We start from the raw sequence: 24,450 nt of genomic DNA, 5'->3' as shown, positions 1-24,450 counted from the left end.
TGACGTCATTCGGAGTACTGTGCGGGGATCGCGATCTCCTGCCCGATCTGCAGCGCGCCGCCCTGCAGGACGTTCAGTCGCGTGATGTCGCCGATGACCTCTCGCGGGTCCGCACCGGGGGCGACGCTCTCCGCGATCGACCACAGGGTGTCGCCCGGCATGACCGTGACGGTCTCGAACGAGGCCGTCACGACGCTCTCGTTCGAGGCGAGGGCGGTGCCCCCGCTCAGAGCAGCGAACGCGATGCCCCCGGCGAGCGGGACGGCAGCGAGAGCGAGCAGCAAGCGGCGACCGCGCGCCGTCAGCCGGAGCCGCGTCGCCGGACGTGCCGGAAGGACCGCTGCGTTGCTGAAGGTGATGGTGCTCATCTCTGCTCCTCTGCTCTACCGCTGCGCATCCGCGTCAGCGGTGAAGTTGGCGTAGCGTTCGCATCCGCGACTCGGCCGGGAGCCGAGAATGCGAAGCTACGTTCCGAAGGTATCTTCGAATTCGAACATCTGTCAAGAGTTCTTCGAAACCCGACCTCCGAATCGGCCGACACGCTCGAACAGATCTTCCAGATCGGCGCGATTCTCGGATACGGTTTCGATACGCACACCCCATCACGGACCACCGACATTCGAATCCGGACCGCGATACCGCACACCTGAGGAGCACCATGAGCGAGATCTCCGCCCCCGAGTCCGAGGCGCCGCGCACTCGGCGGAGGAAGAGCCTCAGCCCGAAGCAGATGGCGATCCTCGAGGTCATCCAGACGTCGATCAGCCGCTACGGGTACCCGCCGAGTATGCGCGAGATCGGCGACGCGGTGGGGCTGAAGTCGCTCTCCAGCGTGACCCATCAGCTCGGACAGCTCGAGTTGAGCGGTTATCTACGGCGCGATCCCGGCAAGACCCGCGCCATGGAGGTGCTGATCGACCTGCCGGGCACCGGCACCGAGAACCCGGCCGATGTCGCCACCCCGGTGGGCGACGCCGCCCTCGTCCCGCTCGTCGGTCGCATCGCCGCCGGCGTGCCGATCACCGCCGACCAGCAGGTCGAGGAGATCTTCCCGCTCCCCCGCCAGCTCGTGGGCAAGGGCGACCTGTTCATGCTCAAGGTCTCCGGCGAGTCCATGATCGACGCCGCGATCTGCGACGGCGACTGGGTCGTCGTCCGCTCGCAGAACAGCGCGGAGAACGGCGAGATCGTCGCCGCGATGCTCGACGGCGAGGCGACCGTCAAAGTGCTGCGCCGCCGCGACGGCCACACCTGGCTGCTACCGCGCAACTCGGCGTTCGAGCCCATCCTCGGCGACGAAGCCGTGGTCCTCGGCAAGGTCGTGGCGGTCCTGCGCGCGGTCTGACGGCATCCGCTCGAGCCGCGCCGGGAGATCGGCGCGGCCTAGGCTCGAGGCATGTCCGCACCGTTCGGCTCCTGGCCCTCACCCTTCACTCCGGCATCCGTCGCCGCCTCATCGCCCCGCATCGACGGCGCACGGTTCGTCGGCGACGACATCTGGTGGGGCGAGTCGGTCCCGGCCGAGGGCGGGCGCGTGACAGTGCGGAGTTCGACCGGCGCCCAGGTGCTTCCTGCGCCGTGGAGCGCGCGCTCACGAGTGCACGAGTACGGTGGAGGCGCCTGGACGGCCGACGACGATGGAACGCTCTACTTCGTCGACGCGAAGGACCAGCGCGTGCGGAAGGTGGCGCGAGGCGGCGATCCCGTGGAGCTGACCCCGCCCGGGCCTGCCCACGGCGGACTCCGCCTGCAGCACGGGCGGCTGTTCGCGGTGCGCGAGGACCTGACCGTCGACCCGCACCGCCGAGCCATCGTCGAGATCCCCACCGACGCGTCGGCGGCGGACGACCCCGGAGCGGTACAAGTGATCGTCGAGGGTGAGGGCTTCTTCGCGCATCCTGCACCGTCGCCCGACGGAGGCCGGGTCGCGTGGGTCCAGTGGGACGCGGCGCGGATGCCGTGGCAGTCGGCGCGTCTCGCGATCGCCGACGGGTCGCACACGAGCGTCGTGCCGACACGCGCCGCCCTGCAGCCGGAGTGGACCAGCGATGACGAGCTCGTGTTCGCCGATGACCCCACCGGCCGATGGACCCTGCACAGGGTGCGCATGGATCACGACGGACATCCCGCCGCTCCGGAGCCCGCGACAGGCGCGGAGGCGGATGCGGATACCGGTTACGGACTCTGGGTCCTCGGCAACCGCTGGTTCCGGCCTCTCGACGACGGGCGTATCGTCGCCGTGCGCACGAACGGCAGAGATGCCGTCGTCGTGGTGTCCCCGGACGGCAGCGCCCGCCCGCTGATCGTCCCGACCGACGGGCATGTGAGCGTGGACGATGCGTCAGGGTCGCGCGTGCTGCTGTCGGGCTCCAGCTCGGCCGGCTCGCCCGGCCTGTGGCTCGTCGATGTCGACTCCGGCAGCATCGCGCCGGTCGCCGGCGGCACGCCGGCCGACCCGGCGTGGATGCCGACGGCATCCGCCCTCGTCGTCGACGGCGCCCGCGGGCCCGTGCACGCCTTCGCCTACCCGCCGGCGAACCCCTCGGCGACCGCCCCCGAGGGCGAGCTGCCACCGTACGTCGTGCTCGTGCACGGCGGTCCCACCGCTCACGTCACCGGAGCCGCGTCCCCGTCCATCGCGTTCTACACGAGTCGGGGCATCGGCGTGCTCGACGTGAACTACGGCGGTTCGAGCGGGTACGGGCGCGCGTATCGAGAGCGACTGGAGGGCGGGTGGGGCGTCGCGGACGTCGACGACGTGGTCGCCGCGGCCCGTGGGCTCGTCGCAGCCGGGATGGCCGACCCGGCGCGCATCGCGATCAAGGGCGGTTCTGCCGGCGGCTGGACGGTGCTGTCGGCGTTGGTGCGCGGAGGCACGTTCGCGGCCGGTATCAGTCGGTACGGCGTCGCCGATCTGCGGATGCTCGTCGAGCACTCGCACGATTTCGAGGCGCACTACATCGAGGGGCTCGTCGGCCCGCTCCCCGAGGCGGAGCAGCTGTACGTCGAGCGCTCACCGCTCACGCACGCCGATCGCATCGACGTGCCCGTGCTGCTCATGCAGGGCGGGGACGACCGCATCGTACCGCCGGCGCAGTCGGAGGCGATCCGCGATGCGCTGGCAGCGCGTGGAGTCGACCATGAGTACGTGCTCTATCCGTCCGAGGGGCACGGGTTCCGGGCCGCGGAGACCATCATCGACGCTCTCGAACGCGAGCTCGCGTTCCTCGGCCGGGTGTTCGGATTCAGACCGGCCGACTGATCACTCGCCCACGCGATTGCGCAGGCGCATGGCGCGCTCGGCCTCGCGTGTGTCCTGCCTCTCGCGCAGGGTCTGCCGCTTGTCGTATTCGCGCTTGCCCTTCGCGAGAGCGATCTCCACCTTGGCTCGACCGTCGGAGAAGTAGAGCTTCAGCGGGATGAGCGTGTAGCCGCCCGCCGAGACGGCGTGCGCGAGCTTCGCGATCTCCTCGCGGTGCAGAAGCAGCTTGCGGATGCGCTTGGCCGAATGATTGGTCCAGTGTCCCTGCGAGTACTCGGGGATGTGCACGGCGTCGAGGAAGACCTCGTTACCCTTGACGAACGCGTACCCGTCGCTGAGGTTCGCGCGTCCCTGACGCAGTGACTTGACCTCGGTGCCGGTGAGCACCATCCCCGCCTCGTACGACTTCTCGATGTTGTAGTCGTGACGTGCGCGACGATTGGTCGCGATGACCTTCTCCCCGCGTTCCCTGGGCATGATTCTCTCCTGTGCGTGACGACGTCGGTGACGCGATCCGTCACCGAGCAGCCTGTCAGTCTATACCGCGCCGGGTCAGGTGCGAAGCCACCGACGGATCGCGAAGCCGGCCGAGAGCGCGGCGAGCACGACGCCGATGATGATCAGCACGGGCACGACGACCGCGGCATCCTGCATTCCGATCCAGGTGGTGATGAACGGCACCCGGCCGCGGAGATAGCCGTTGACGCCGAAGTGCACGCCCGCCACGACCGCTGCGCTGGCGAGAACGGACCCCAGGAAGGCGGCGAACACGCCCTCCAGCACGAAGGGCGTCTGGATGAATCGGTTCGAGGCGCCGACGAGACGCATGATGCCGATCTCCTTGCGCCGCGCGTATGCGGACAGGCGGATCGTTGTCCCGATGAGCAGGATCGCGGCGACGAGCATCAGCACCGCGATGCCGACCGCGATGTACGTGGCGACGGTCAGGGCGGAGAAGAGGGGTTCGAGGTACTGCAGCTGATCCCTGACCTGCTCCACCCCCGCGACCCCGCTGAAAGCCTCGGCGATCACCTGCGACTGCCCCGGATCCTTCATCGTGACGAAGAACACCTCGAACGCCTGGTCCGGCGTGATGACGCTGGCCTGCTCCTCCCCGAGCTGGGCCACGAGCTTCGCGTAGGTGTCCTCCTTGCTGTCGAAGGTCACCTCGCTGATGAGCGGAGCCAGCGCGTCGCCCTCCAGCTGATCGCGTACCGCCGTGACCTGGTCCTCGGTCGCCGCTCCATCGATGCACGTCTCCGACTCCGAGATCGACGAGCACATGTAGACCGCGACCTGGGCGCGCTCAGACCAGTAGCCGCGCATCGTGCCGATCTGCGACTGCATGAGGATGGCCGCCCCGACGAAGGTCAGCGACACGAAGGTCACGAGCACGACCGAGATGACCATCGAGATGTTGCGGCGGAGGCCGACGAGCGCCTCCATGAGGATGAGTCCGATTCTCATGACGTCGGCCCCACCTTCTCGTCGCCGTCGTCCGAGAGGCCGAGGCGATCGGCGACCCCCAGCTCTGCGACGTCGACCTCGGGCAGCACGATGGGGTGCGTGCGCGGCGGAATCTGCGCGGCGGGTGTTTCCACAACGACCGGAACCTCTTCGACGGCCGGCACCGCGGGCACGGCCTGCGCCTCCGGCGTCTCGGATGCCGTGGGCACGGCGTCCGGCGCAGCGGCGGCGGCTCTGCGCTGCGCGCTGAGCTCCTCGGCGAGGGCGGCGCGGACGACGGAGAGGTCGGCGGTCTGACGCTGCACCTCCTGCACCGCGGTGAGGGCGGCGGCAGCAGCAGCGCCTCGCACCTCCTCCGGCACGAGGCGCGGGATCTGCGAGGTGTCGCCGTAGCCGCCGTGCACCTCGTCGCGCACCATGACCCCGTCGCGGAGCTCGATGACGCGACGCTGCATCTGGTCGACGAAGGCGGCCTCGTGTGTCGCCATGAGCACAGTGGTGCCGCCCGCGTTGATGCGCGCGAGCAGCTGCATGATGTCGACGGAGGTCGCGGGGTCGAGGTTTCCGGTCGGCTCGTCGGCCAGCAGCACCTGGGGGCGGTTGACCAGCGCTCGCGCGATCGCGACGCGCTGCTGCTCACCACCCGAGAGCTCGTGCGGCATTCGCTTCTGCTTGCCGTCGAGGCCGACGAGGGCGAGGGCCTCCGGCACGGCCTGCTGGATGAAACCGCGCGACGACCCGGTCACCTGCAGAGTGAAGGCCACGTTCTGGTAGACGGTCTTCGACGGGAGGAGTCGGAAGTCCTGGAAGACCGATCCGATGTGACGACGGAAGTACGGGACCTTGCGGTTGGCGAGGGACCGCAGGTCGCGACCGAGCACGGCGACCCGGCCCGAGGTGGGCACGTCCTCGCGCAGGATCAGTCGCAGACACGACGACTTCCCCGACCCGGAGGCGCCGACGAGGAAGACGAACTCCCCGCGCTGCACCTCGAAGTCGACGCCGGACAGAGCAGGCCTGGTGGTCCCGCGATAGCGTTTCGTGACGTTCTCGAACCGAATCATGGCGATACGAGCCTAAGTGCGGGGATCACTCCACCCGCGAGCGACACCCCTGTGGCCCCCTGCGCGTCATGGCGCACTGCTATACATGATGTGCCGGTATTCAGCGGCGCTGCCGATCCGTGCCGATCGCACGGACGATTCTTCGAGGGGGACCCCATGACGACGCCCGCAGGCTGGTATGACGACGGATCCGGACGTCAGCGCTGGTGGGACGGCACGCAGTGGACGGAGCACTTCGCTCCGGCCGACCCCGGTGCCTCGCAGACCACGGACTCGTCGTCCGCCGTCGACGCCTCGAGCCCTGCTTCGTCCGCCGCCGAGCCGAGCGTGCCGGAATCGGCCGCGGCCGCCGAGACGGCGGCTGCCGTGGAGTCGATCTCCGCCGTCGAGAGCGCTTCTTGGGAGCAGCCGTCCACCGGCGCCCCGGCTCCGTCCTCCGAGTCGGAGTCCGGGCATGCACCCTCCGGCGATATCGCCTCTACCCACTCCTCTGCCGCTGCCGATCAGTCGGCGGGAACCGACCAGGCCTCCGCCGAGCAGGTCTCCGCTCCCGAACCGGCGGCGTCGTGGTCGGCGCCGAATGCCCAGGATGCCGCGGACACGTCGGCATACGGCACATCCGGCACCGACGTGCCCCCGTACGCGAACCCTGCGCCGTCGTACCCGGGAGCCGCGGCCTCCTACCCGGGATCGCCACAGCCGCCGCAGGCACCCGGCTATGGCGGCGCTCCGACGTACCCCGGCTCCGCACCGTCCTATCCGGGAGCGGACGCCTACCCGGCGGCTGCGCCGACAGGTGCCTACCCCGGCGTTTACCCCTCCGCTCCCGCAGCACCGAAGCCGCTCTCCGTCGTCGGGATCATCGGTCTCGGGCTGGCCGCACTCGGCTTCATCCTCGGCTTCATCCCCGTGGTCAACATCATCGGGTTCATCCTGCTCGGCGCGGGATTCATCGTCTCCCTCATCTCTCTGTTCTTGAAGGGCCGCAAATGGCCGGGCATCACCGGCCTGATCGTCTCGGTCGTCGGTTCGATCATCGCCGCCGTCGTCGCCTTCGTGTTCTTCGTCGCGGCTGTCGCGACGGAGAGCGTGCGCGACTTCCCGACCTCCCCGCCCTCGAGCGACTCCAGCACCGACGGCTCCGAGGACGGCACCTCGACCCCGACCGAGGTCGTGGAGGGCACGCTCGGCGAGCCCGTCACCATCGAGCAGTACTCGGGCACGAGCGAGATCACCATCGCGACGGCGACGTGGAGCACGACCGACGGCACCAGCATCCCGTCGACGAACGGCGGCTTCGTCACCCTCGATGTGACCGTCACCGGGCTCGAGGGCACGAGCTACGTCAACCCGATCTACTTCGCGATCGAGACCGCCGAGGGCGCCGAGGGCACCTACGACTACTTCGCCGACGGACAGCTCGGAAGTGACGACCTCGAGGCCGGGGACTCCGTCAGCGGCAAGGTCACCTTCGACGTCGCGCAGAGCGCCTCGTACACCGTCATCGTCACCGACGAGATGTTCCAGGAGGTCGCGCGCATCACGGTCAGCCCGACCGCCGGCTGAGCAGCGACACGAGAGAGGGCCGGTATCCCCGCGGGGATACCGGCCCTCTCTCGACGGCGTGGGGGCTGAGTCGCTCAGGCCTCTTCCTTGCGCTTGCGCCAGCGGATGCCGGCCGAGATGAACCCGTCGAGGTCGCCGTCGAACACCGCAGCCGGGTTGCCCGACTCGTGTCCCGTGCGAAGATCCTTCACGAGCTGCTGACCGTAGAGGAAGTACGAGCGCATCTGGTCGCCCCAACTCGCGGTGATGTTGCCCGCGAGCTCCTTCTTCTTCGCCGCCTCCTCCTCCTTCTGCAGCAGCAGGAGGCGGGTCTGCAGCACGCGCATCGCGGCGGCGCGGTTCTGGATCTGCGACTTCTCGTTCTGCATGGAGACGACGATGCCGGTCGGGAGGTGCGTGATGCGGACGGCGGAGTCGGTCGTGTTCACGGACTGGCCGCCGGGGCCCGACGAGCGGAACACGTCGACGCGGATGTCGCCCTCGGGGATGTCGACCTCGGTCGCCTCCTCCATGAGCGGGATGACCTCGACCGCGGCGAAGGACGTCTGGCGCTTGTCGGCTGAACCGAACGGGCTGATGCGCGCGAGGCGGTGCGTTCCCGCCTCGACCGACAGCGTGCCGAACGCGTAGGGCGCATCGATCTCGAACGTCGCCGACTTGATGCCAGCACCTTCGGCGTACGACGTGTCCATGACCTTTACCGGGTACTTGTGCTGCTCGGCGTAGCGCAGGTACATGCGCATGAGCATCTCGGCGAAGTCGGTGGCGTCGTCGCCGCCGGCGCCGGAGCGGATCGTGATGATGGCCGCTCGGTCGTCGTACTCGCCGTCGAGGAGCGTCTGCACCTCGAGCTCGTTGATGACCTTGGTCAGTGCCGCGAGCTCGTTGCGCGCCTCGGTCGCGGAGTCCTCGTCGCCCATCTCGTTCGCGAGGTCGACGAGCACCTCGAGGTCGTCGAGGCGGCGTCCGATGCCCTCCACGCGTGCGAGGGCGGACTGGCGGTGGCTGAGGGCGCTCGTGACCTTCTGCGCACGCTCGGTGTCGTCCCAGAGGTCCGGAGCGCCGGCCTCTTCACTGAGCTTGGCGATGTCGGAGCGGAGCGCATCGACATCGACGACCTCGCGGATGTCACCGTAGGTGACGCGGAGGGCCTGGATGTCGGCGGAGAGATCGAGTTCGAGCATGGCGCATCCAGCCTAACGTGCCGCCTGCTCGGGCGGGGACGGTCCGCGAACGGGAGTAGCGTGAAAGGAGTGAGCGGTGCATCCACGGTCCTGAGGCGTTTCGGGCCGATGGTGTACCTGCCGACAATCCTCTTCTCGCTCGGTGAGGGCGCGGTCATCCCCCTCATCCCCGTCATCGCCGCCTCGATGGGCGCCGATGTCGCCTTCGCCGCACTCGTCGCCTCGGCGCTTGTCGTGGGCCAGCTGTGCGGCAACCTGCCCGCGGGCTGGGCGGTCGCCAAGATCGGCGAGCGGTTCACGATGGTGATCGCCGGTGTCGTGGCGATCGGCGCAGGCATCGGCATGGTGTTCGCGCCGTCACCCGCGGTGCTCGCGGCTTCCGTCTTCCTGCTCGGCTTCTGCGCGGCGGCGTTCGGTCTCGCGCGACACGCCTTCATGACGACCCGTGTTCCGATCGCCTTCCGTGCGCGCGCCCTGTCTCTGCTGGGCGGAAGCTTCCGCCTCGGCGTCTTCATCGGCCCGTTCGTGGCCGCCGGTCTTCTGCAGCTCTTCGGATCGGAGATCGCGGCGATCTGGTTCTTCCTCGCCTGTCTCGTCGTGATGGTCGTGCTCGTGCTGTTCGGCCCCGACCCGGAGAAGACGATCCCGCCGACCACGCCGGTACGCACCGCTCCCCTGGTGTCGGATTCGGGCGAGCCGGTGAGCGGATCCATCCCCACCGCGCCGCGCACCGGCGTCCTCCGCACGATGTGGCGGCAGCGTACGGTGCTCTCCCGACTGGGACTTGCTGCCGCCTCTCTGTCCGCCGTACGCTCCGCCCGCCAGGTGGTGCTGCCGTTGTGGGGTCTCTCCCTCGGACTCGACGCCTCAACGATCGCCCTCGTCGTCGGGGTCTCCGGCGCGATCGACTTCGCGCTCTTCTATGCGAGCGGTCAGGTGATGGACCGGTTCGGCCGGCTCTGGGCGGCCATGCCTGCGATGCTCCTGATGGGCGCCGGCTTCGTCGCGCTCTCCCTCACCCACGATCTGGATGCCGCGGTGCTCTGGTTCGGCATGTTCGCCGCCGTCCTCGGCGTCGGCAACGGGCTCTCCAGCGGCATCCTGCTGACACTCGGGGCGGACGTCGCTCCCAAGCGCGAGCCGGCGGCGTTCCTGGGTTCGTGGCGGACGCTGACGGATGCCGGCGGCGCGGTCGCGCCACTGCTCGTCTCGGGCATCACCGCGGTCGCATCGCTGCCGATCGCCGCAGCCGCGATGGGGGTCATCGGCCTCGTCGGCGCCGTCGGCTTCATCCGATGGATCCCCCGGTTCGTGCCGCGGACGAAGGATGACGCATGAGCGCGCTCGGCGCAGATGTCCGCCGACTGGTCGCCGACTTCCCGGTGACCTCGGAGCAGGATCGGGCGGCGCAGGAGGACTTCGCCTCCTTCTTCTCCGACGACGACGGACCGGTGCAGCGCGACGACGGACCTCGCCATGCGACCGCGTCGGCGTTCGTCTTCGACCGGTCGCTCTCCCGCATCCTGCTCGTGTTCCACGGCAAGGGGCGCTTCTGGGTGCAGCCGGGCGGGCACCTCGAACCGGGAGATCGATCGATAGCGGATGCCGCGCTCCGCGAGCTGTCCGAGGAGACGGGCATCGTCGCCCCGCGGCCCGGCGAGGACTACGTCTACGACCTCGACCACCACGAGCTGTCCGCCGCGTTCGGCCGGTGCGCCTCGCACCTCGACATCGGCGTCGCGTTCGTCGTCGCCGGGGATGACGCACTGCGGGTCAGCGACGAGTCGGAGGACGTGCGGTGGTGGCCGATCGACGCGCTCCCCGACGAGGTGCCGCCGCAGTTCCACCGCCGCGTGGAGCACGTGCTCGCGCTCCTGCGCGGCTGACTCAAGCGCGGGTCTGACGCGGGTATCACCACCGGACGGGGCCGCTCTTTTCTGAACCCCCGTCCCGCAAACCGCCTCCGAGCTAGCGCAGCGCGGTGCGGCTCGTGGCGGTGGCCTCGAGGCGCACCCCCTCCGGCACGAAGAGTGACACGATCGGCGGGTGCCAGTCCGTCGTGAGCGTCACGCGCGCTGACACGCCGTCGGGAGCGGTCGCCGCGACCAGCGCTGCCCGCCCCGGCATCCCGTCCAGCACGGCTGTCGCCTGTTCGCGTACGCCGGAGTCCGTCAGCTGCGCACGCACGACGTCCCCCTCCACGACGACCGTGAAGCCGTCGGCTCCGGCGAGCGCGGCGGAGTCGGCGAGCGAATCGAGGCGCTTCTGCGCGATGTACAGATCGGTGGCTGTGGCGGCGATGAAAATGAGCGCGATGGCGAGCAGGGCGTAGCCGAGTGCGAGCAGGAGCACACTGCCGGCATCGTCGTCTCGTTTCACGACGCACCCCACAAGCGGGACACCTTCTGCACCGCCACTCCCTCGACCGGAATGGATGCCGCAAGGTCGAGCCCCAGCACCGACGGGACCAGCGGGAGCGGGACCCGGGTGGCGACGGTCACGGTGACGAGCGCGCCGGGCGCGGGGCATTCGGCGGCGCGCGGGGCGCATGTCACCGACACCTCCAGCGACCCGCGCTCGATCCCGTACTGGTCGGCGATGTTCTCGACGACGCGGTCGCCGTGCGCGGCTGCCGTCTCGGCATCCGGTGCGCTCGCGATCACGCGCGCGAGATGACGGGCCGCTGCCTCGGCACCGAGGGTGTGCTCCTGGATGCTCCCCAGCGCGACGATCAGGTACACGAGCGGCACAAGCAGGATCACACCGACCGTGATGAACTCGAGTGCCGCTGAGCCGCGGTCATCGTGCATCGAACGACTCCGCGGGGGCTTGCGCGGCGATGTTCATCGCCGATGGAATGCCGATGAGTCCGATGACCGGCAGCGCCGTGCGGATGCGCACCACCACGACCTCGCGCCCGCTCCGCTCCACCCGCGCCGCCTCGACGTCGTCGGCGTAAGCCGAGCCGATCGACTGCGCGATCACCTGGCGTGCGCGGGCGGCGCCCTCCTCCGGAGCGACGTCAGCGAGCGCCGCGTGATGGGCGCCTTCGATCGCCGCATCGTGTACCACGTTGCGCACGTATACGACGAGTGCGAGCTGCAGCACCGCGAGCGTCAGCGCGGTCAGCATCGTACCGACCAGCACGAACTCGACCGGGCTGGATCCACGATCGTCTCCCCGGAGACCGCGCATCAGGCGCTCGGGCTCACAGACCAGACACGCGCTGGATCGCCTGCTCGAAAAGAGCGCTCAACGCCGGACCGGCGACAGCCCAGATCAGCACGACCAGCCCGGCGGTCATCAGCGTCACGAGCACCCAACCGGGGACGTCGCCCGTGTCGTCGTCGAGCAGACGCTCGATCAGGCGCACGGATCGGGAGGTACGGAGTGGAGAGTCGTTCATGGCGTCCTTTCGAATGAGCGCTCAGCCGATGCCGAGTCGCAGGATGAAGAGGCCGGGGTAGATGGCGAAGAGCACCGACAGCGGCAGGATCAGGAAGACGAGGGGAAGGAGCATGAGAATCTCCTTGCGCCCCGCCTGCTCGATGAGCACGCGCTTGGCGTCTTCCCGCGCGTCACCGGCCTGAGCCTGCAGAACGCCCGCGAGCGGCGCCCCGTGCTCCAGAGCCGCGATCACTTGATCGACGGCTCGATTGAGTCCCGGGAGGTCCAGGCGCGACGCCAGCTCACGCAGCGCGTCACCGAGCGGAGATCCGGTGCCGACCGCCACGACCACACGGCGCAGCTCGACCGTGAGCTCCCCCGTGCCCACCGTCGCCACCCTCCGCAGCGAGTCCAGCAGACCTTCTCCCGCCGACAGGCAGAGCGACAGGAACTCCAGGGTCGTCGGCAGTTCGTCGGCCAGGCGCGCTCGGCGGGACGCGACGCGGGCCGTGAGCCTCATGTCGTATCCGACGGTCGCGCCCGCGCCGAGCAGGAAGGGCAGCAGCGCCGCCGGCGGCGACATCCGCCCTGCGAGAACGAGGGTCACCACGATCGCTGCGCCGAGTCCTATCCCCGCTACCAACCATCCGAGCTGTCGACTCCGGAACACGCTCGCAGGCATATCGCTCCCTGCCTGCGCAAGACGACGCCGCAGTGCATTGCTCGCGCCGAGCGCACGTTCGAGCACGACCCTCAGTCGCTCGGGCTGCGAGCGCGAGGACGCGGGAAGCCACCCCGCGGCGGGAAGCACGGACGGCGGCAACGCGTCGTCCACGACCGCATCCCTCACGTACGGCGCGAGCCGCGTCATCAGCGGCGTGGCCGACCACCTCGGCAGAGCGGAGAGCGTCAGCAGCAGGCCGGTGGCCAGCGCTCCGCCGCCGAGGACCGAGACGGCCGCGGCCGAGAGGGCGCTCATCCGAACCACCGCTCGGGTTCGGGAAGCCGACCGATTCGGATCATGATCCGGTAGGCGATCACCGAGATCGCGGCCCCGACGGCTATCACGGCCACCCCCTCGGGCGTTCCATAGGCGGAGGCTCCCTCGGGACGCGTCACGAGCAGGCCGAGGATCACCCACGGCGCGACTGCCCCGAGCACCGCGGCGCCCCTGATCCAGGACTGCCGCGCTTCCACTTCTCCGCGCAGCGCGGCGTCGGCGCGCACGGACGCCGACAGAGCGCGAAGCACCGCCCCCAGTTCCGTGCCGCCGACCTGGCGGGCCATCCGCAGCGTCTCGATGATGCGATCCGCGATGGGATCGGCGAGCGACGTCTTGAGTCGGTCGAGGCTCGATTCGAACCGCCCCGTCGCGCGCAGATCGCGGGCGAACACCCCGAAAGCGGGCCGCATCATCCCGGGTGCCGACTCCGCCAGACTCGCGACGGCATCCGGCAGCGACAGCCCCACGCGGATGGAAGCGATCAGCAGGTCGCAGACATCGGGCCACACCTGGCGACGCAGCTTGCGCAGTCGCAGGCGGCGAGAGCGCAGGAACATCACGGGCACCGCGCCCGCTGCGATCCCGGCGAGCACGGCGAGAACCGGGATCGGGACGACGAGCCAGGCGACGGATGCCGTCGCCGCGGCGAGCGCGGTCATCGTCAGGACCAGCGCGCGCGGCGTCACGGCCGCGAACCCTGCCTCCTCGAGCGCTTTGGCGAGAGGCCCCCTCCGCTCGGCGTTCGTGCTCGCTTCCTCCCGACGCGGCCACATCCACGGCGACGAGCCGAGGAGGACGCCCGCGGCCAGCAATGCCCCGAGAAGCAGCGTCACGGGGCTGCCCCCACGCGGCGGAGGTCGGCGCGTCCGGGCCGGACGATGTCGTCTCCACGCCGGTACACCGGCCTCGAGACGATGCGCCCGTGCACGATTTCGCCGGTCGGCTCGACGACCTCCTCCACGTACCGTCTTCCCTCGCTGTCCCGCGCGCAGTGCACGACGAGGTCGACCGCGCGTGCGAGCGCCGGGGCCACGAAGCTCCGGTCGATGTTGCGACCCGCGAGAAGCGGCAACAGGGCCAGCTTCTCGAGCGCCTCGACCGCCGAGTTCGCGTGCACCGTCGCCGCCCCGGGCACACCGGTGTTGAGGGCGAGCACGAGATCGAGCGCCTCCGCATCACGAACCTCCCCGATCACGAGCCGATCGGGCCGCATGCGCAGCGCCTCCTTGACGAGGCGCCGCAGCGTGATCTCGCCGGTTCCCTCGAGGCTTGCCTGCCGTCCTTGGAGCGCCACGACATCGGGCCCCTCGAGAGCGAGCTCGAACGTCTCCTCCACGGTCACGACGCGTTGACGGCCGACGCAGCTGGCAAGCAGGGCGCCGAGCATCGTCGTCTTGCCCGCGTGGGTCGCGCCGGAGACGACGATGCTCCGCCCCTGCTGTATCGCCGTCGCGAGCGTCGCCGCGAGATGGCCGGGGAGCGCCCCCTGCGCGACCAGCGCCTCCGGGGCTCGGTAGCGGGGAAGGAATTTCCGGATGTTGACCGCCGTGCCTCCCCGCACCACATCGGCGATAGCGACATGCAGGCGCGACCCGTCGGGCAGCGACGCGTCGACGAACGGCTGGCTGATGTCGACCCGGCGGCCGGTGGAGTGCAGCATCCGCTCGATGAGATCGCGCAGCGCCTCCGCCGTCAGGCTCAGATCGATCCGCTCAGCAATCCCGTGTCGGGCGACGTGGATGCTATCCGGGCCGTTGAGCCAGATCTCCTCGATCTCGGGGTCGTCCAGCAGGGGCTGGAGAGCACCGAACCCGCCGAGCGATGCCAGCACGTCGCGGAGGCACCGTGCCTCGTCCTCGACGAGCACACCGCCCTGCATCAACGCCATGTCGTTGAAGCGACGCACCTCGGCCTGCGTCACCGCGCGGGCGGCATCCGCGTCGAGGGCCGGCTCGATGCCCTGACTGCGCAATCGCGCGCGGACGCGCTCGGCGATGACGACGGAGGGCTGATTCACCCGAGCATCCTCGCAAGGATGCCGAACGCGCCGCCGGACTTATCCACACTGTCCTCATACGGCTGCGGGCGGATCCTCAGCCACGCGCGATGCCCCGGTCAGTAGACTTATGCCACCGCGCGGGAGTGGTGAAATTGGCAGACACGCAGGATTTAGGTTCCTGTGCCTCAGGGCGTGTGGGTTCAAGTCCCACCTTCCGCACCGATCAGTCGCATCCTCCGCGGCCGACGACCAGACCGCCGCACACAGCTCGACGACGGGAACTCCATGCACCACGCCGCCCTCATCCCCTGGCTCGACCCGGCCACGATCATCGGCACGGCCGGCCCCTGGGCGCTTCTCGTGGTCTGCTTCATCGTGTTCGCCGAGACCGGACTCCTCGTGGGCTTCCTGCTCCCCGGCGACACCCTGCTGGTTATCTCCGGCCTCCTGTCGCACCCTCTGGCCGGGTCCGAGCACGGAGTGTTCGGCGTCAACGTGTGGTTCGTGGCTCTGCTCATCGGCCTCGCGGCGTTCGTCGGCGGTGAAGTCGGCTACGTCATCGGCCACAAGGGCGGCCCCGCGGTCTTCGAGCGCAAGGAGTCAGGACTCTTCAGCAAGAAGAACGTCGAACGCACGAACGCGTTCTTCGAGCGCTTCGGCGGCATCACCGTCATCCTCGCCCGCTTCGTGCCGATCGTCCGGACCTTCGCCCCGGTCGCCGCGGGTGTCGGCCACATGCCATGGCGCAAGTACACGCTCTACAACCTCATCGGCGCCGTGCTCTGGGGCTTCGGACTCACCATGTTCGGCTACCTGATCGGCTTCATCCCGCCCGTCGCGCACTTCGTCGAGAGCTACATCGACCTGATCCTGCTCGCGGCGGTCGGCGGCACCGCGCTCGTCACGCTGTGGCACTACCTGTCCGAGCGCCACAAGGCCAAGAAGGCGGCGGCGGCCGGCGATGCCACGACCGATGCGGCAGAGGCTGAGGAGCTCGCGCTCGAGCCCGAGGTGTTCGACCGCGCACCCGACTTCGACGGCGACGGCAAGCACTGACCCGCGGGGCGGATGCCGGTCAGCCGGCCTTCTTCTTCGCCGCCGGCTTCGAGGACTTCTTCGGCTTCTCGTCGTCCTCCGCGTCGGTGCCGCCCGACCGCGCGGCCTTCGACTTCGCGACGCTGGCGCGGAGCGCCTCCATGAGGTCGATGACCTCGCCGCTCTTGGCGTCGGCATCCTCCTCGCCGAACGTGTCGGAGACGTCGAACGTGTCGCCCGCCTCGATCTTCGCGTCGATGAGGGTGCGCAGCTCCTTCTGGTACTCGTCCACGAACGACTCGGCATCGAAGTCGGCCGAGTAGCTGTCTACGAGAGACGACGACAGCTCGAGCTCCTTCTTCGAGATGCGCACGTCCTCGTCGAGGGCGGGGAAGTCGGCTTCGCGCACCTCGTCGGCCCAGAGCAGCGTCTGCAGCACGAGGACCTTGCCCCGTACGCGCAGCGCCGCGAGCCGGGTCTTCTGTCGCAGGGTGAACCGCACGATCGCGGTGCGGTCGGTCTGCTCGAGGGTCTTGCGCAGCAGCACGTATGCCTTCGGCGACTTCGAGTCGGGTTCCAGGTAGTACGCCTTGTCGAGGGTGAGCAGGTCGACCTGCTCGGACGGCACGAACTCGACGACGTCGATCTCGCGGCTCCGCTCGGCGGGCAGCGCGGCGAGGTCGTCCTTCGTCAGCACGACCGTCTGGCCGTCGTCGACGTAGGCGCGATCGATGTCGGAGTAGGCGACGGTCTCGCCGCACACCTCGCATGTGCGCTGGTAGCGGATGCGCCCGCCGTCCTTATCGTGCACCTGGTGCAGCGGAACGTCGTGGTCCTCGGTCGCGGAGTACACCTTGACCGGCACGTTCACGAGCCCGAACGTCAGGGCGCCCTTCCAGATCGTCCTCATGAGATCAGTGAACACCAGTCGCACCTGTCACAACCAGTCCCTTGACTACGCTGGCGTCATGGCTCCGGAGGCGCAGAACGTGCAGATCGAGGGCCGCCGCCTGCGCGTGACCAACCTCGACAAGGTCGTCTACCCCGACACCGGCACCACCAAGGGCGAGGTCATCGCGTACTACACGGCGATCGCGCCCGTGCTGCTCCCCCTGCTCGACGGCCGACCGGTGACCAGGAAGCGCTGGGTCGAGGGCGTCGGCACCGCACGGAACCCGGAGGACTCCTTCTTCACGAAGCAGCTCGAACCCGGGGCACCCAAGTGGATACCCCGCCAGCCCATCGAGCACTCCGACGGACCGAAGGACTACCCGCTCGTCGACGACGTGCCCACGCTCGTGTGGCTCGCCCAGGTCGCGGCCATCGAACTGCACGTGCCGCAGTGGCGCTTCACTCCCGATGGACTTCCGGGACGCCCCGACCGCCTCGTGCTCGACCTCGATCCGGGCCCCGGCGTCGAGCTCGCGCAGTGCGCGGAGGTCGCGCGCATCGCCCGCGGCATCCTGACGGGTATCGGGCTCGAACCGATTCCGGTCACGAGCGGAAGCAAGGGCATCCACCTCTATGCGAACCTCCCCGGCCAGCAGACGAGCCACGAGATCTCCGCCGTCGTGAAGGAGGTCGCGCGCCTCATCGAGAACGACCACCCCGACCTCGCGACCAGCACCATGGCCAAGGTCGCGCGCGGTGGCAAGGTGTTCCTCGACTGGAGCCAGAACAACGGCCGCAAGACCACGATCTCGCCGTATTCGATGCGGGGTCGCGCCCAGCCCTGGGTCGCCGCGCCGCGCACGTGGGACGAGCTCGACGACCCCGATCTGCGCCAGCTCGACTTCGAGGAGGTTCTCGAGCGGGTGGCGTCGGGCGGGGACCCGCTCGTCACGCTGCGTCCGGGGACGGATGCGGTGACGGCGACCTCCGAGGCGCCGCCCCCTGCGCCGCCGGCGCGGAAGGAACATCGCCCCCGCATAGCCGCCGCGCAGTCCCCGTCGCCGGGCGGCTCGACGCCGGCTTCCGTCTCCCCGATGCTCGCCGAGAACGGCACGCCCGCGATCGCTCGCGGTCTCAGCGATCCCTCCTGGGTCGAGGTGAAATGGGACGGCATCCGCGCGATCGGCACCTGGGCGAGCGGAAGGATGCTGCTGCACGCCCGCAGCGGCATAGACATCACCGCCCGATATCCCGAGCTCACCGCCGACGGTGCCCCATTCCTTCCGGTGGACGACGCCATCCTCGACGGCGAGATCGTCGCTTTCGACGCGCGCGGTCACCCGAGCTTCTCACTGCTGCAGAACCGCATGCACCTCACCCGACCGCGTGAGATAGAGCGCGAAGTCGTCCGCACCCCCATCGTGTACATGGTGTTCGACCTGCTGCGTCTCGACGGGCACGATCTCTCGTCCCTGCCGTTGTCGCAGCGGCGGACTCTTCTACAAGACGTCGTCTCCGACCTGGATGCCCCGATCCAGGTGCCGCCCGTCTTCGACGACGTCGATGCCGCTCTCGCCGCCAGCGACGAGTTCGGGCTGGAAGGTGTCGTCGTCAAGGATCCGCGCTCCCGGTACCGCCCGGGTCAGCGGTCGCCCTCCTGGCTGAAGCTCAAGAACACCCGCATGCAGGAGGTGGTGATCGTCGGCATCCGCCCGGGCAAGGGAGATCGCGAGGGCACCTTCGGGTCGCTGCTCCTCGCCGTGCCGGATGACGGACCCCTGCGTTACGTCGGTCGGGTGGGCACAGGCTTCACCGACCGGATGCTGCGGGATCTGCTCGCCCGGCTCGCTCCGCTGCGGGTGGCGGACGCCCCGCTCGACGGCGTGCCGGCGCCGGACGCCTCGGATGCTCTGTGGGTGCGCGCAGAACTGGTCGGAGAGGTCGAGTTCGCGAACTGGACACCCGACGGCGTCCTGCGGCATGCGCGGTGGCGAGGACTGCGTCCCGACAAGAGTCCCGACGAGGTCGTCATCGAGTCCTGAGAGCGGTCACGCGTGGTGCGGCTCGCAGTCCGACTGCTCCGCCGGTTCGATCTGGAAGGTCGAATGCTCGACGTCGAAATGCTCGGCGAGACAGGACTGCATGTCGGCGAGGAGCCGCGCGGAGCGGCCGTCGGCGAGCAGAGCCGGCTCGACGCTCACGTGCGCGCTGAACACCGGCGCGCCCCTTGTGAGCTGCCACACGTGCACGTCGTGCACCCCGACGACGCCGTCGTAGTCGAGCAGGTGCCGGCGGATGTCGCTGACCGCCGTCCCCTTCGGCGCCGACTCGGAGAGCACGGAGAACACCTCCCGGAGCAGGGCGATCGCGCGCGGGATGATCATGACGGCGATCGCCAGCGAGGCGATCGCGTCGGCCGGCATCCACCCGGTCGTGACGATCACGATGGCGGCGACGATCACCATCGCCGAGCCGATGAGGTCGCCCATGACCTCGAGGTACGCGCCGCGCACGTTGATACTGCTGCGCTGGGCGCGGCTCAGCAGCCACATCGAGATGGCATTGGCGATGAGCCCGACCGCGGCGACGACGAGCATGAGGCCGCCGGCGACCTCCGTGTCGCCGGGGTCGACGAGACGGCCGATCGCCTCGACGCCGACCCACCCGGAGAGGAGGATGAGGATGATCGCGTTGATGAGGGCGCCGAACACCTCGGCCCGCTGATAGCCGAACGTGCGCCGGTCGTCGGCGGGCCGTGCGGCGACCGCTGCGGCGATGAGCGCGATCACCAGGGCGGACGCATCGGTGAACATGTGCGCCGCGTCGGCCAGCAGGGCGAGCGATCCCGTGAGGATCGCGCCGACGACCTGCACAACCATGATCGTCGCCGTCAACGTCAGCGAGATCGCCAGGAGGCGACGATGGCTGGCCGAGCGGATGCCGCCAGCGGCGGGCGCGTGATCATGCATGTGACAAGGCTAGAGGCGGGATCCGTCCGCTCGGGGCGGATCCCGCTACTCGGGAATGGTGATGATTCTCAGTAGGCTCGCGGGTCGTCGATTCAGCGCGACCGCGTGTACTCCATGACCGCGCAGCCGTTGTCGAACGTGCGCACGCGGTCGAGCGCGAACGGTGTCGGCCGGAACCCGTGGTCGACCATGGGGATGCCGGAGCCGGCGATCACCGGGTACTTCTTGACGATCAGTCGGTCGATCTCGCCGAGGAGAACGCCGGCGAGACCGCCTCCGCCCGCCAGGTAGATGCCGAGGCCGTCCTCGACCTTGAGTTCGCGGACTCGCGCCACGGGGTCGGTGCGAACGATCTCGACGTTGTCGTGCCGCGGATCGTCGAGCGTCGTGCTCACCACGATCGTGCGCAGATGCGAATAGGGATCGACGACCCCCTGCGCGAGCGCCGGCTCGTACGTGCGTCGCCCCATCACCACGGTGTCGAAGCGGGTCAGCGGTTCATCCGCTCCTCCTCGACCGGCACGCACGAAAGCCGGCTGGATGTCGGACAGCTCGGTGCCGAGCATCTCGGCGAAGCCCTCCGTCACGGGATAGAAGTCGACCTCGTCAGCCGGCCCCGCGATGAACCCGTCGAGCGTGACGCCGATGTAGTAGGTGAGCTCTCTCATGCTCACGACAGTAACCACTACAATTGAAGTACGTCAAGCGTAGTGACTGTCGTCGGATCAGCTAGAGGGCGGCGAGCAGGGGTACGAGTTCGGCGAACGCCCGGGCCCGGTGCGACTGCGACTGCTTCTCCTCGGCCGAGAGCTCCCCCACCGAGCGCTCTTCGCCCGCCGGCTGCCCGTCGGGGACGAAGATCGGGTCGTAACCGAACCCGCCTACTCCGGATGCCGCGTGAGCGAGTCGACCGGGCCAGATGCCCTCGACCACGTGCTCGGCGCCACCCGGGATCACCAGAGCGATCGTCGAGGTGAAGTGCGCCGAGCGGTGCGGGTCGGCGATGTCGTGCAGCTGGTCGAGGAGCAGCTCGAGGTTGGCCGCGGCATCCTTCTTCTGACCGGCCCAGTACGCGGAGAAGACGCCGGGAGATCCGCCGAGCACATCGACGCAGATCCCGGAGTCGTCGGCGAGGGCAGGGAGCCCGGTGTGCGCGGACGCCGCGCGCGCCTTGAGGAGCGCGTTCTCGGCGAAGGTCACACCGTCCTCGACCGGCTCAGGCCCGTCGTACGCGACGATCTCCAGATCGGGCCGCGTCGACGACACGATCTGCTGGAACTCCGTGACCTTGTGCGGGTTGTGCGTGGCGAGGACGACCCGCATCAGCCCGCGAGCGCCTTCCGCTGAGCGTCCTTCAGATCGTTGCATCCGGTGACGCCCAGGTCGAGCAGCGCGTCGAGCTCTCGCTTGTCGAACGGAGCTCCTTCGGCGGTGCCCTGCACCTCGACGAAGAGACCGCGACCGGTGACGACGACGTTCATGTCGGTCTCCGCGCGCACGTCCTCGACGTAGGCGAGGTCGAGCATCGGCTCGCCGTCGATGATGCCGACCGAGATGGCCGAGACGGAGTCGATCAGCGGCGTGGAGTTCTTTCCGATGAACTTCTTCTCGCGACCCCACTCGATCGCGTCCGCGAGGGCGACGTATGCACCGGTGATCGCGGCCGTGCGCGTGCCGCCGTCGGCCTGCAGGACGTCGCAGTCGATCACGATCGTGTTCTCGCCGAGCGCCTTGGTGTCGACGACCGCGCGCAGCGCGCGCCCGATGAGACGCGAGATCTCGTGTGTGCGGCCGCCGATGCGCCCCTTGACGCTCTCGCGGTCGTTGCGGCTGTTGGTGGCGCGGGGCAGCATCGAGTACTCGGCCGTGACCCAGCCCTTGCCCTTGCCGGTGAGCCATCGCGGCACGCCGTTGGTGAACGACGCGGTGCACAGCACCTTGGTTCCGCCGAAGCTGATGAGTGCCGATCCCTCGGCGTGAGCGCTCCAGCCACGCTCGATCGTGACCTCGCGGAGCTGGTCGGTGGAGCGCCCGTCGGCGCGGACGGTGTCTGACATGGGGATTCCTTCGATGGGGGACGCGGGGGCGGCGGAGGGCGGGGGCCTGCGGTCAGGTCAGTGGACGGCGTCGGGAAGTGTGATCACACCGGTCTGCACGAGCTGCACGTCGCGAACCTCGCGTCCCATCAGACGGTTGGCGAGAGCGGTGAACTCGGCGGTCGAGGCGCCCGTGGCCTCGTAGACGTACGAGGCGGTCGCGTCGGCGGGCGCGAGGAGGTCCCCCCGCACCAGCTGGCGATACACATCACCGGCGGTCTCGTCGTCACTCGACACCAGCGTCACTCCCTCGCCCATCACGTAGCTGATTGCGCCGCGCAGGAACGGGTAGTGCGTGCATCCGAGCACGAGGGTGTCGACGTCGGCTTCCCTGAGCGGAGCGAGATACTCCTCGGCGGTGGCGAGCACCTCGGGCGTCCCGGTGATGCCCGCCTCGACGAACTCCACGAACCGCGGGCAGGCCGCGGTGAAGACCCGCAACCGCTCGTTGACCTCGAGCATGTCCTGATAGGCGCGCGAGCCGATCGTACCGACCGTGCCGATGACCCCGACCCGGCCGTTGCGCGTCGTCGACACGGCTCGGCGCACCGCAGGACCGATCACCTCGACCACCGGCACGTCGTAGCGCTCGCGGGCGTCGCGCAGCATCGCGGCGGATGCCGTGTTGCAGGCGATCACCAGCATCTTCACGCCCTGATCCACCAGCGTGTCGAGCACCTCGAGCGAGTAGCGGCGCACGTCGGCGATGGGCTTCGGCCCGTACGGCGAGTGGGCCGAGTCGCCGATGTAGACGAACGACTCACGGGGCAGCTGGGCGCGGATGGCCCTGGCCACCGTGAGCCCGCCGACACCGGAGTCGAAGATTCCGATCGGCGCGTCATTCATGACTCCCCAGCCTACTCGGGCGCACCGACATGCGCGGCGTCCGCCGAGCCCGCCGTCACTAAGCTGAGCGCATGACGACGTCCACGGCGCTGCTCACCGATCGATACGAGCTCACCATGCTCGCCGCCGCCCTGCGCGACGGGACGGCCGCTCGGCCCAGTGTCTTCGAGCTGTTCTCGAGGCGGCTGTCCGGCGGACGCCGCTTCGGCGTCGTGGCCGGCACCGGGCGCCTGCTCGCACTCCTGCGGGACTTCCGCTTCGGCGACGATGAGCTGCGGTTCCTGAGCGACAACCACGTGGTGGATGCCGAATCGCTGAAGTATCTCGAGGCCTACCGCTTCACCGGCAGCATCCGCGGCTACCGCGAGGGCGAGCTGTACTTCCCCGGCTCCCCCATCCTCACCGTCGAGGGCAGCTTCGCCGATGCCGTCGTGCTCGAGACCCTCGCTCTGAGCGTGCTCAACCACGACTCCGCTGTCGCGACCGCCGCGTCGCGGATGAGCATCGCCGCGGGAGAGCGTCCGCTCGCCGAGATGGGATCGCGACGAGCGGCGGAGCGCTCGGCCGTCGCCGCCGCCAGAGCCGCCTACATCGCCGGCTTCGGAGCGACCAGCAACCTCGAGGCGGGGCGGCAGTGGGGCATCCCGACGATGGGCACCGCGGCGCATTCCTGGACGCTGCTGCACGACAACGAAGAGGATGCGTTCCGGTCGCAGATCGAGAGCCTCGGCACCGGAACCACGCTGCTGGTCGACACCTACGACATCCGCACCGGGGTCGAGACGGCGATCCGCGTCGCGGGCACCGGACTCGGCGGAGTGCGCATCGACTCCGGCGATCTGCCGATCGTGGCCGCGGAGGTACGCGCGCAGCTCGACGAGCTCGGCGCGACCGGCACCCGCATCACGGTGACGAGCGACCTCGACGAGTACGCCATCGCCGCCCTCGCCGCCTCCCCCGTCGACGCCTACGGCGTCGGCACGTCGGTGGTGACCGGATCGGGGTACCCCACAGCGAGCATGGTCTACAAGCTGGTGGCACGACAGGATTCCGACGGGTCGTGGGTCGGCGTCGCGAAGGCCTCCACCGACAAGGCGTCCCACGGCGGACGCAAGGCCGCGTTCCGCACACTGACCGACGGCGTGGCCACCACCGAGACCGTCGTCGTCTCGGACGGCTTCGAGGAACTCGGAACCGCAGCGGAGCACCCCGACGGTCGCGCCTTGCAGACGACGTTCGTCGACCACGGTGCGATCGACCGGTCGTTCGAGGGTGCGCCCGGTACGGCCGCCGCGAGGCAGCACCACCTGCGCGTACGCGAGGAACTGCCCGTGCGCGCGCTCGCGCTCAGCAAGTCGGATCCCGCGATCCCGACGGTCTTCGTCGACGCCGAGTGATTCGGCCGGTCAGCCGACCATCGACTCGTAGATCTCCTTGCACGTGGGGCAGATCGGGAACTTCTCCGGATCACGGCCCGGAGTCCACTTCTTGCCGCACAGCGCGCGCACCGGCTTGCCGGTGATCGCGGACTCGAGGATCTTGTCCTTCTTCACGTAGTGCGAGAAGCGCTCGTGGTCCCCCGGTTCGAGATTCTCCTCCCGGAGGAGCTCTTCCAGTTCGCGATCAAGCGTTGCCACGCCGCCCTGATCGGGGCTGTCCAGCGGAGTACTCATGACGAGAT

Annotated in this window: 27 protein-coding genes and 1 tRNA gene; 9 read left to right on the top strand and 19 right to left on the bottom strand. The window is 69.3% G+C overall.

What is annotated here, in order from left to right:
* Positions 1 to 5: 5 nt before the first annotated feature.
* Positions 6 to 368 (bottom strand): LysM peptidoglycan-binding domain-containing protein, encoded by a 363-nt coding sequence (locus M3195_RS11280; protein ID WP_251587523.1) that lies wholly within the window; start codon positions 366 to 368, stop codon positions 6 to 8.
* A 290-nt stretch (positions 369 to 658) separates the two neighbouring features.
* Between M3195_RS11280 and lexA the strand changes: the two genes are divergently transcribed.
* Entirely contained in the window at positions 659 to 1,345 is a 687-nt protein-coding gene (gene lexA / locus M3195_RS11275) for a transcriptional repressor LexA (protein ID WP_251587522.1), read from the top strand.
* 51 nt (positions 1,346 to 1,396) lie between these two features.
* On the top strand, positions 1,397 to 3,262 hold the full coding sequence (locus tag M3195_RS11270; protein ID WP_251587521.1) for a S9 family peptidase: 1,866 nt from the start codon (positions 1,397 to 1,399) through the stop codon (positions 3,260 to 3,262).
* Here M3195_RS11270 and smpB read toward each other — a convergent pair whose 3' ends face one another.
* From smpB to ftsE, 3 genes are all read right to left on the bottom strand, one after another.
* Complete coding sequence (gene smpB, locus M3195_RS11265; protein ID WP_050722832.1) at positions 3,263 to 3,739, bottom strand: SsrA-binding protein SmpB; 477 nt, start codon at positions 3,737 to 3,739, stop codon at positions 3,263 to 3,265.
* Between the two features lie 75 nt (positions 3,740 to 3,814).
* Positions 3,815 to 4,729, bottom strand: a complete 915-nt coding sequence (ftsX, locus tag M3195_RS11260) for a permease-like cell division protein FtsX (protein WP_251587520.1) — start codon at positions 4,727 to 4,729, stop codon at positions 3,815 to 3,817.
* Positions 4,726 to 5,793 (bottom strand): cell division ATP-binding protein FtsE, encoded by a 1,068-nt coding sequence (gene ftsE, locus M3195_RS11255; RefSeq protein ID WP_251587512.1) that lies wholly within the window; start codon positions 5,791 to 5,793, stop codon positions 4,726 to 4,728. Before ftsE ends, ftsX begins: the two co-directional genes overlap by 4 nt.
* 156 nt (positions 5,794 to 5,949) lie before the next feature.
* Here ftsE and M3195_RS11250 point away from each other — a divergent pair, with 156 nt between their 5' ends.
* Positions 5,950 to 7,359: a DUF2510 domain-containing protein gene (locus M3195_RS11250; RefSeq protein ID WP_251587510.1), complete on the top strand. Its 1,410-nt coding sequence runs from the start codon at positions 5,950 to 5,952 to the stop codon at positions 7,357 to 7,359.
* 74 nt (positions 7,360 to 7,433) lie between these two features.
* Here M3195_RS11250 and prfB read toward each other — a convergent pair whose 3' ends face one another.
* The gene (gene prfB, locus M3195_RS11245; protein ID WP_251587508.1) at positions 7,434 to 8,543 is read right to left on the bottom strand and encodes a peptide chain release factor 2; all 1,110 of its coding nucleotides are present in this window, start codon (positions 8,541 to 8,543) and stop codon (positions 7,434 to 7,436) included.
* 108 nt (positions 8,544 to 8,651) lie between these two features.
* Between prfB and M3195_RS11240 the strand changes: the two genes are divergently transcribed.
* Entirely contained in the window at positions 8,652 to 9,881 is a 1,230-nt protein-coding gene (locus M3195_RS11240) for an MFS transporter (RefSeq protein ID WP_251587603.1), read from the top strand.
* Entirely contained in the window at positions 9,878 to 10,429 is a 552-nt protein-coding gene (locus M3195_RS11235; protein WP_251587506.1) for an NUDIX hydrolase, read from the top strand. The genes M3195_RS11240 and M3195_RS11235 overlap by 4 nt, the downstream gene beginning before the upstream one ends.
* 82 nt (positions 10,430 to 10,511) lie before the next feature.
* Here M3195_RS11235 and M3195_RS11230 read toward each other — a convergent pair whose 3' ends face one another.
* Genes M3195_RS11230 through M3195_RS11200 form a run of 7 tightly spaced genes read right to left on the bottom strand, consistent with a single transcriptional unit; the run spans position 10,512 to position 14,950 of the window.
* Positions 10,512 to 10,922: a hypothetical protein gene (locus tag M3195_RS11230; protein ID WP_251587503.1), complete on the bottom strand. Its 411-nt coding sequence runs from the start codon at positions 10,920 to 10,922 to the stop codon at positions 10,512 to 10,514.
* Positions 10,919 to 11,353 (bottom strand): TadE family protein, encoded by a 435-nt coding sequence (locus M3195_RS11225; protein ID WP_251587501.1) that lies wholly within the window; start codon positions 11,351 to 11,353, stop codon positions 10,919 to 10,921. Before M3195_RS11225 ends, M3195_RS11230 begins: the two co-directional genes overlap by 4 nt.
* A complete protein-coding gene (locus tag M3195_RS11220; RefSeq protein ID WP_251587499.1) occupies positions 11,343 to 11,738 on the bottom strand; it encodes a TadE/TadG family type IV pilus assembly protein in 396 nt (131 codons plus the stop codon). Before M3195_RS11220 ends, M3195_RS11225 begins: the two co-directional genes overlap by 11 nt.
* Before the next feature lie 13 nt (positions 11,739 to 11,751).
* On the bottom strand, positions 11,752 to 11,949 hold the full coding sequence (locus M3195_RS11215) for a hypothetical protein (RefSeq protein WP_251587497.1): 198 nt from the start codon (positions 11,947 to 11,949) through the stop codon (positions 11,752 to 11,754).
* A gap of 21 nt (positions 11,950 to 11,970) precedes the next feature.
* Positions 11,971 to 12,909, bottom strand: coding sequence for a type II secretion system F family protein (locus M3195_RS11210; RefSeq protein ID WP_251587495.1), 939 nt, complete (start codon positions 12,907 to 12,909; stop codon positions 11,971 to 11,973).
* A complete protein-coding gene (locus M3195_RS11205; protein ID WP_251587492.1) occupies positions 12,906 to 13,766 on the bottom strand; it encodes a type II secretion system F family protein in 861 nt (286 codons plus the stop codon). Before M3195_RS11205 ends, M3195_RS11210 begins: the two co-directional genes overlap by 4 nt.
* The gene (locus M3195_RS11200) at positions 13,763 to 14,950 is read right to left on the bottom strand and encodes a CpaF family protein (protein ID WP_251587485.1); all 1,188 of its coding nucleotides are present in this window, start codon (positions 14,948 to 14,950) and stop codon (positions 13,763 to 13,765) included. Before M3195_RS11200 ends, M3195_RS11205 begins: the two co-directional genes overlap by 4 nt.
* Positions 14,951 to 15,069: 119 nt before the next feature.
* Between M3195_RS11200 and M3195_RS11195 the strand changes: the two genes are divergently transcribed.
* Positions 15,070 to 15,151, top strand: a tRNA-Leu gene (locus M3195_RS11195).
* A gap of 66 nt (positions 15,152 to 15,217) precedes the next feature.
* Complete coding sequence (locus M3195_RS11190) at positions 15,218 to 15,988, top strand: DedA family protein (protein WP_251587483.1); 771 nt, start codon at positions 15,218 to 15,220, stop codon at positions 15,986 to 15,988.
* Positions 15,989 to 16,007: 19 nt separating this feature from the next.
* Here the strand turns inward: M3195_RS11190 and ku are convergent, their stop codons facing one another.
* The gene (gene ku / locus M3195_RS11185; RefSeq protein ID WP_251587481.1) at positions 16,008 to 16,877 is read right to left on the bottom strand and encodes a non-homologous end joining protein Ku; all 870 of its coding nucleotides are present in this window, start codon (positions 16,875 to 16,877) and stop codon (positions 16,008 to 16,010) included.
* A gap of 58 nt (positions 16,878 to 16,935) precedes the next feature.
* Here ku and ligD point away from each other — a divergent pair, with 58 nt between their 5' ends.
* A complete protein-coding gene (gene ligD, locus M3195_RS11180) occupies positions 16,936 to 18,900 on the top strand; it encodes a non-homologous end-joining DNA ligase (protein ID WP_251587473.1) in 1,965 nt (654 codons plus the stop codon).
* A gap of 6 nt (positions 18,901 to 18,906) precedes the next feature.
* Here the strand turns inward: ligD and M3195_RS11175 are convergent, their stop codons facing one another.
* From M3195_RS11175 to murI, 5 genes are all read right to left on the bottom strand, one after another.
* Positions 18,907 to 19,827 carry a cation diffusion facilitator family transporter gene (locus tag M3195_RS11175; RefSeq protein WP_251587469.1) on the bottom strand — a complete coding sequence of 307 codons (921 nt, stop codon included), beginning with the start codon at positions 19,825 to 19,827 and terminating at the stop codon, positions 18,907 to 18,909.
* Positions 19,828 to 19,919: 92 nt separating this feature from the next.
* Entirely contained in the window at positions 19,920 to 20,495 is a 576-nt protein-coding gene (locus M3195_RS11170; protein ID WP_251587468.1) for a dihydrofolate reductase family protein, read from the bottom strand.
* A 61-nt stretch (positions 20,496 to 20,556) separates the two neighbouring features.
* Positions 20,557 to 21,150 (bottom strand): RdgB/HAM1 family non-canonical purine NTP pyrophosphatase, encoded by a 594-nt coding sequence (gene rdgB, locus M3195_RS11165; RefSeq protein ID WP_251587467.1) that lies wholly within the window; start codon positions 21,148 to 21,150, stop codon positions 20,557 to 20,559.
* The gene (gene rph, locus M3195_RS11160) at positions 21,150 to 21,884 is read right to left on the bottom strand and encodes a ribonuclease PH (RefSeq protein ID WP_251587461.1); all 735 of its coding nucleotides are present in this window, start codon (positions 21,882 to 21,884) and stop codon (positions 21,150 to 21,152) included. The genes rdgB and rph overlap by 1 nt, the downstream gene beginning before the upstream one ends.
* A gap of 57 nt (positions 21,885 to 21,941) precedes the next feature.
* A complete protein-coding gene (gene murI / locus M3195_RS11155) occupies positions 21,942 to 22,769 on the bottom strand; it encodes a glutamate racemase (RefSeq protein WP_251587459.1) in 828 nt (275 codons plus the stop codon).
* A 71-nt stretch (positions 22,770 to 22,840) separates the two neighbouring features.
* Between murI and M3195_RS11150 the strand changes: the two genes are divergently transcribed.
* Positions 22,841 to 24,166, top strand: coding sequence for a nicotinate phosphoribosyltransferase (locus M3195_RS11150; protein ID WP_251587457.1), 1,326 nt, complete (start codon positions 22,841 to 22,843; stop codon positions 24,164 to 24,166).
* A 9-nt stretch (positions 24,167 to 24,175) separates the two neighbouring features.
* Here M3195_RS11150 and M3195_RS11145 read toward each other — a convergent pair whose 3' ends face one another.
* Positions 24,176 to 24,442 (bottom strand): DUF3039 domain-containing protein, encoded by a 267-nt coding sequence (locus tag M3195_RS11145; RefSeq protein WP_028503536.1) that lies wholly within the window; start codon positions 24,440 to 24,442, stop codon positions 24,176 to 24,178.
* Positions 24,443 to 24,450: the final 8 nt, after the last annotated feature.

Source organism: Microbacterium hydrocarbonoxydans (assembly GCF_023715885.1).
Lineage (GTDB): Bacteria > Actinomycetota > Actinomycetes > Actinomycetales > Microbacteriaceae > Microbacterium > Microbacterium hydrocarbonoxydans_C.
Note: the sequence above shows the minus strand (reverse complement) of the source record. Positions and strands in the feature narration are given on the sequence as shown.

Coding starts and splice junctions, on each gene's coding strand:
- smpB (WP_050722832.1), bottom strand. CDS start 3,739: ATGCCCAGGGAACGCGGGGAGAAGGTCATCGCGACCAATCGTCGCGCA.
- murI (WP_251587459.1), bottom strand. CDS start 22,769: ATGAATGACGCGCCGATCGGAATCTTCGACTCCGGTGTCGGCGGGCTC.
- ku (WP_251587481.1), bottom strand. CDS start 16,877: ATGAGGACGATCTGGAAGGGCGCCCTGACGTTCGGGCTCGTGAACGTG.
- rph (WP_251587461.1), bottom strand. CDS start 21,884: ATGTCAGACACCGTCCGCGCCGACGGGCGCTCCACCGACCAGCTCCGC.
- M3195_RS11210 (WP_251587495.1), bottom strand. CDS start 12,909: ATGAGCGCCCTCTCGGCCGCGGCCGTCTCGGTCCTCGGCGGCGGAGCG.
- M3195_RS11240 (WP_251587603.1), top strand. CDS start 8,652: ATGGTGTACCTGCCGACAATCCTCTTCTCGCTCGGTGAGGGCGCGGTC.
- ftsX (WP_251587520.1), bottom strand. CDS start 4,729: ATGAGAATCGGACTCATCCTCATGGAGGCGCTCGTCGGCCTCCGCCGC.
- M3195_RS11270 (WP_251587521.1), top strand. CDS start 1,397: ATGTCCGCACCGTTCGGCTCCTGGCCCTCACCCTTCACTCCGGCATCC.
- prfB (WP_251587508.1), bottom strand. CDS start 8,543: ATGCTCGAACTCGATCTCTCCGCCGACATCCAGGCCCTCCGCGTCACC.
- ligD (WP_251587473.1), top strand. CDS start 16,936: ATGGCTCCGGAGGCGCAGAACGTGCAGATCGAGGGCCGCCGCCTGCGC.
- M3195_RS11170 (WP_251587468.1), bottom strand. CDS start 20,495: ATGAGAGAGCTCACCTACTACATCGGCGTCACGCTCGACGGGTTCATC.
- M3195_RS11220 (WP_251587499.1), bottom strand. CDS start 11,738: ATGCGCGGTCTCCGGGGAGACGATCGTGGATCCAGCCCGGTCGAGTTC.
- M3195_RS11250 (WP_251587510.1), top strand. CDS start 5,950: ATGACGACGCCCGCAGGCTGGTATGACGACGGATCCGGACGTCAGCGC.
- M3195_RS11190 (WP_251587483.1), top strand. CDS start 15,218: ATGCACCACGCCGCCCTCATCCCCTGGCTCGACCCGGCCACGATCATC.
- ftsE (WP_251587512.1), bottom strand. CDS start 5,793: ATGATTCGGTTCGAGAACGTCACGAAACGCTATCGCGGGACCACCAGG.
- M3195_RS11150 (WP_251587457.1), top strand. CDS start 22,841: ATGACGACGTCCACGGCGCTGCTCACCGATCGATACGAGCTCACCATG.
- M3195_RS11175 (WP_251587469.1), bottom strand. CDS start 19,827: ATGCATGATCACGCGCCCGCCGCTGGCGGCATCCGCTCGGCCAGCCAT.
- lexA (WP_251587522.1), top strand. CDS start 659: ATGAGCGAGATCTCCGCCCCCGAGTCCGAGGCGCCGCGCACTCGGCGG.
- M3195_RS11215 (WP_251587497.1), bottom strand. CDS start 11,949: ATGAACGACTCTCCACTCCGTACCTCCCGATCCGTGCGCCTGATCGAG.
- M3195_RS11145 (WP_028503536.1), bottom strand. CDS start 24,442: ATGAGTACTCCGCTGGACAGCCCCGATCAGGGCGGCGTGGCAACGCTT.
- M3195_RS11225 (WP_251587501.1), bottom strand. CDS start 11,353: ATGCACGATGACCGCGGCTCAGCGGCACTCGAGTTCATCACGGTCGGT.
- M3195_RS11235 (WP_251587506.1), top strand. CDS start 9,878: ATGAGCGCGCTCGGCGCAGATGTCCGCCGACTGGTCGCCGACTTCCCG.
- rdgB (WP_251587467.1), bottom strand. CDS start 21,150: ATGCGGGTCGTCCTCGCCACGCACAACCCGCACAAGGTCACGGAGTTC.
- M3195_RS11280 (WP_251587523.1), bottom strand. CDS start 368: ATGAGCACCATCACCTTCAGCAACGCAGCGGTCCTTCCGGCACGTCCG.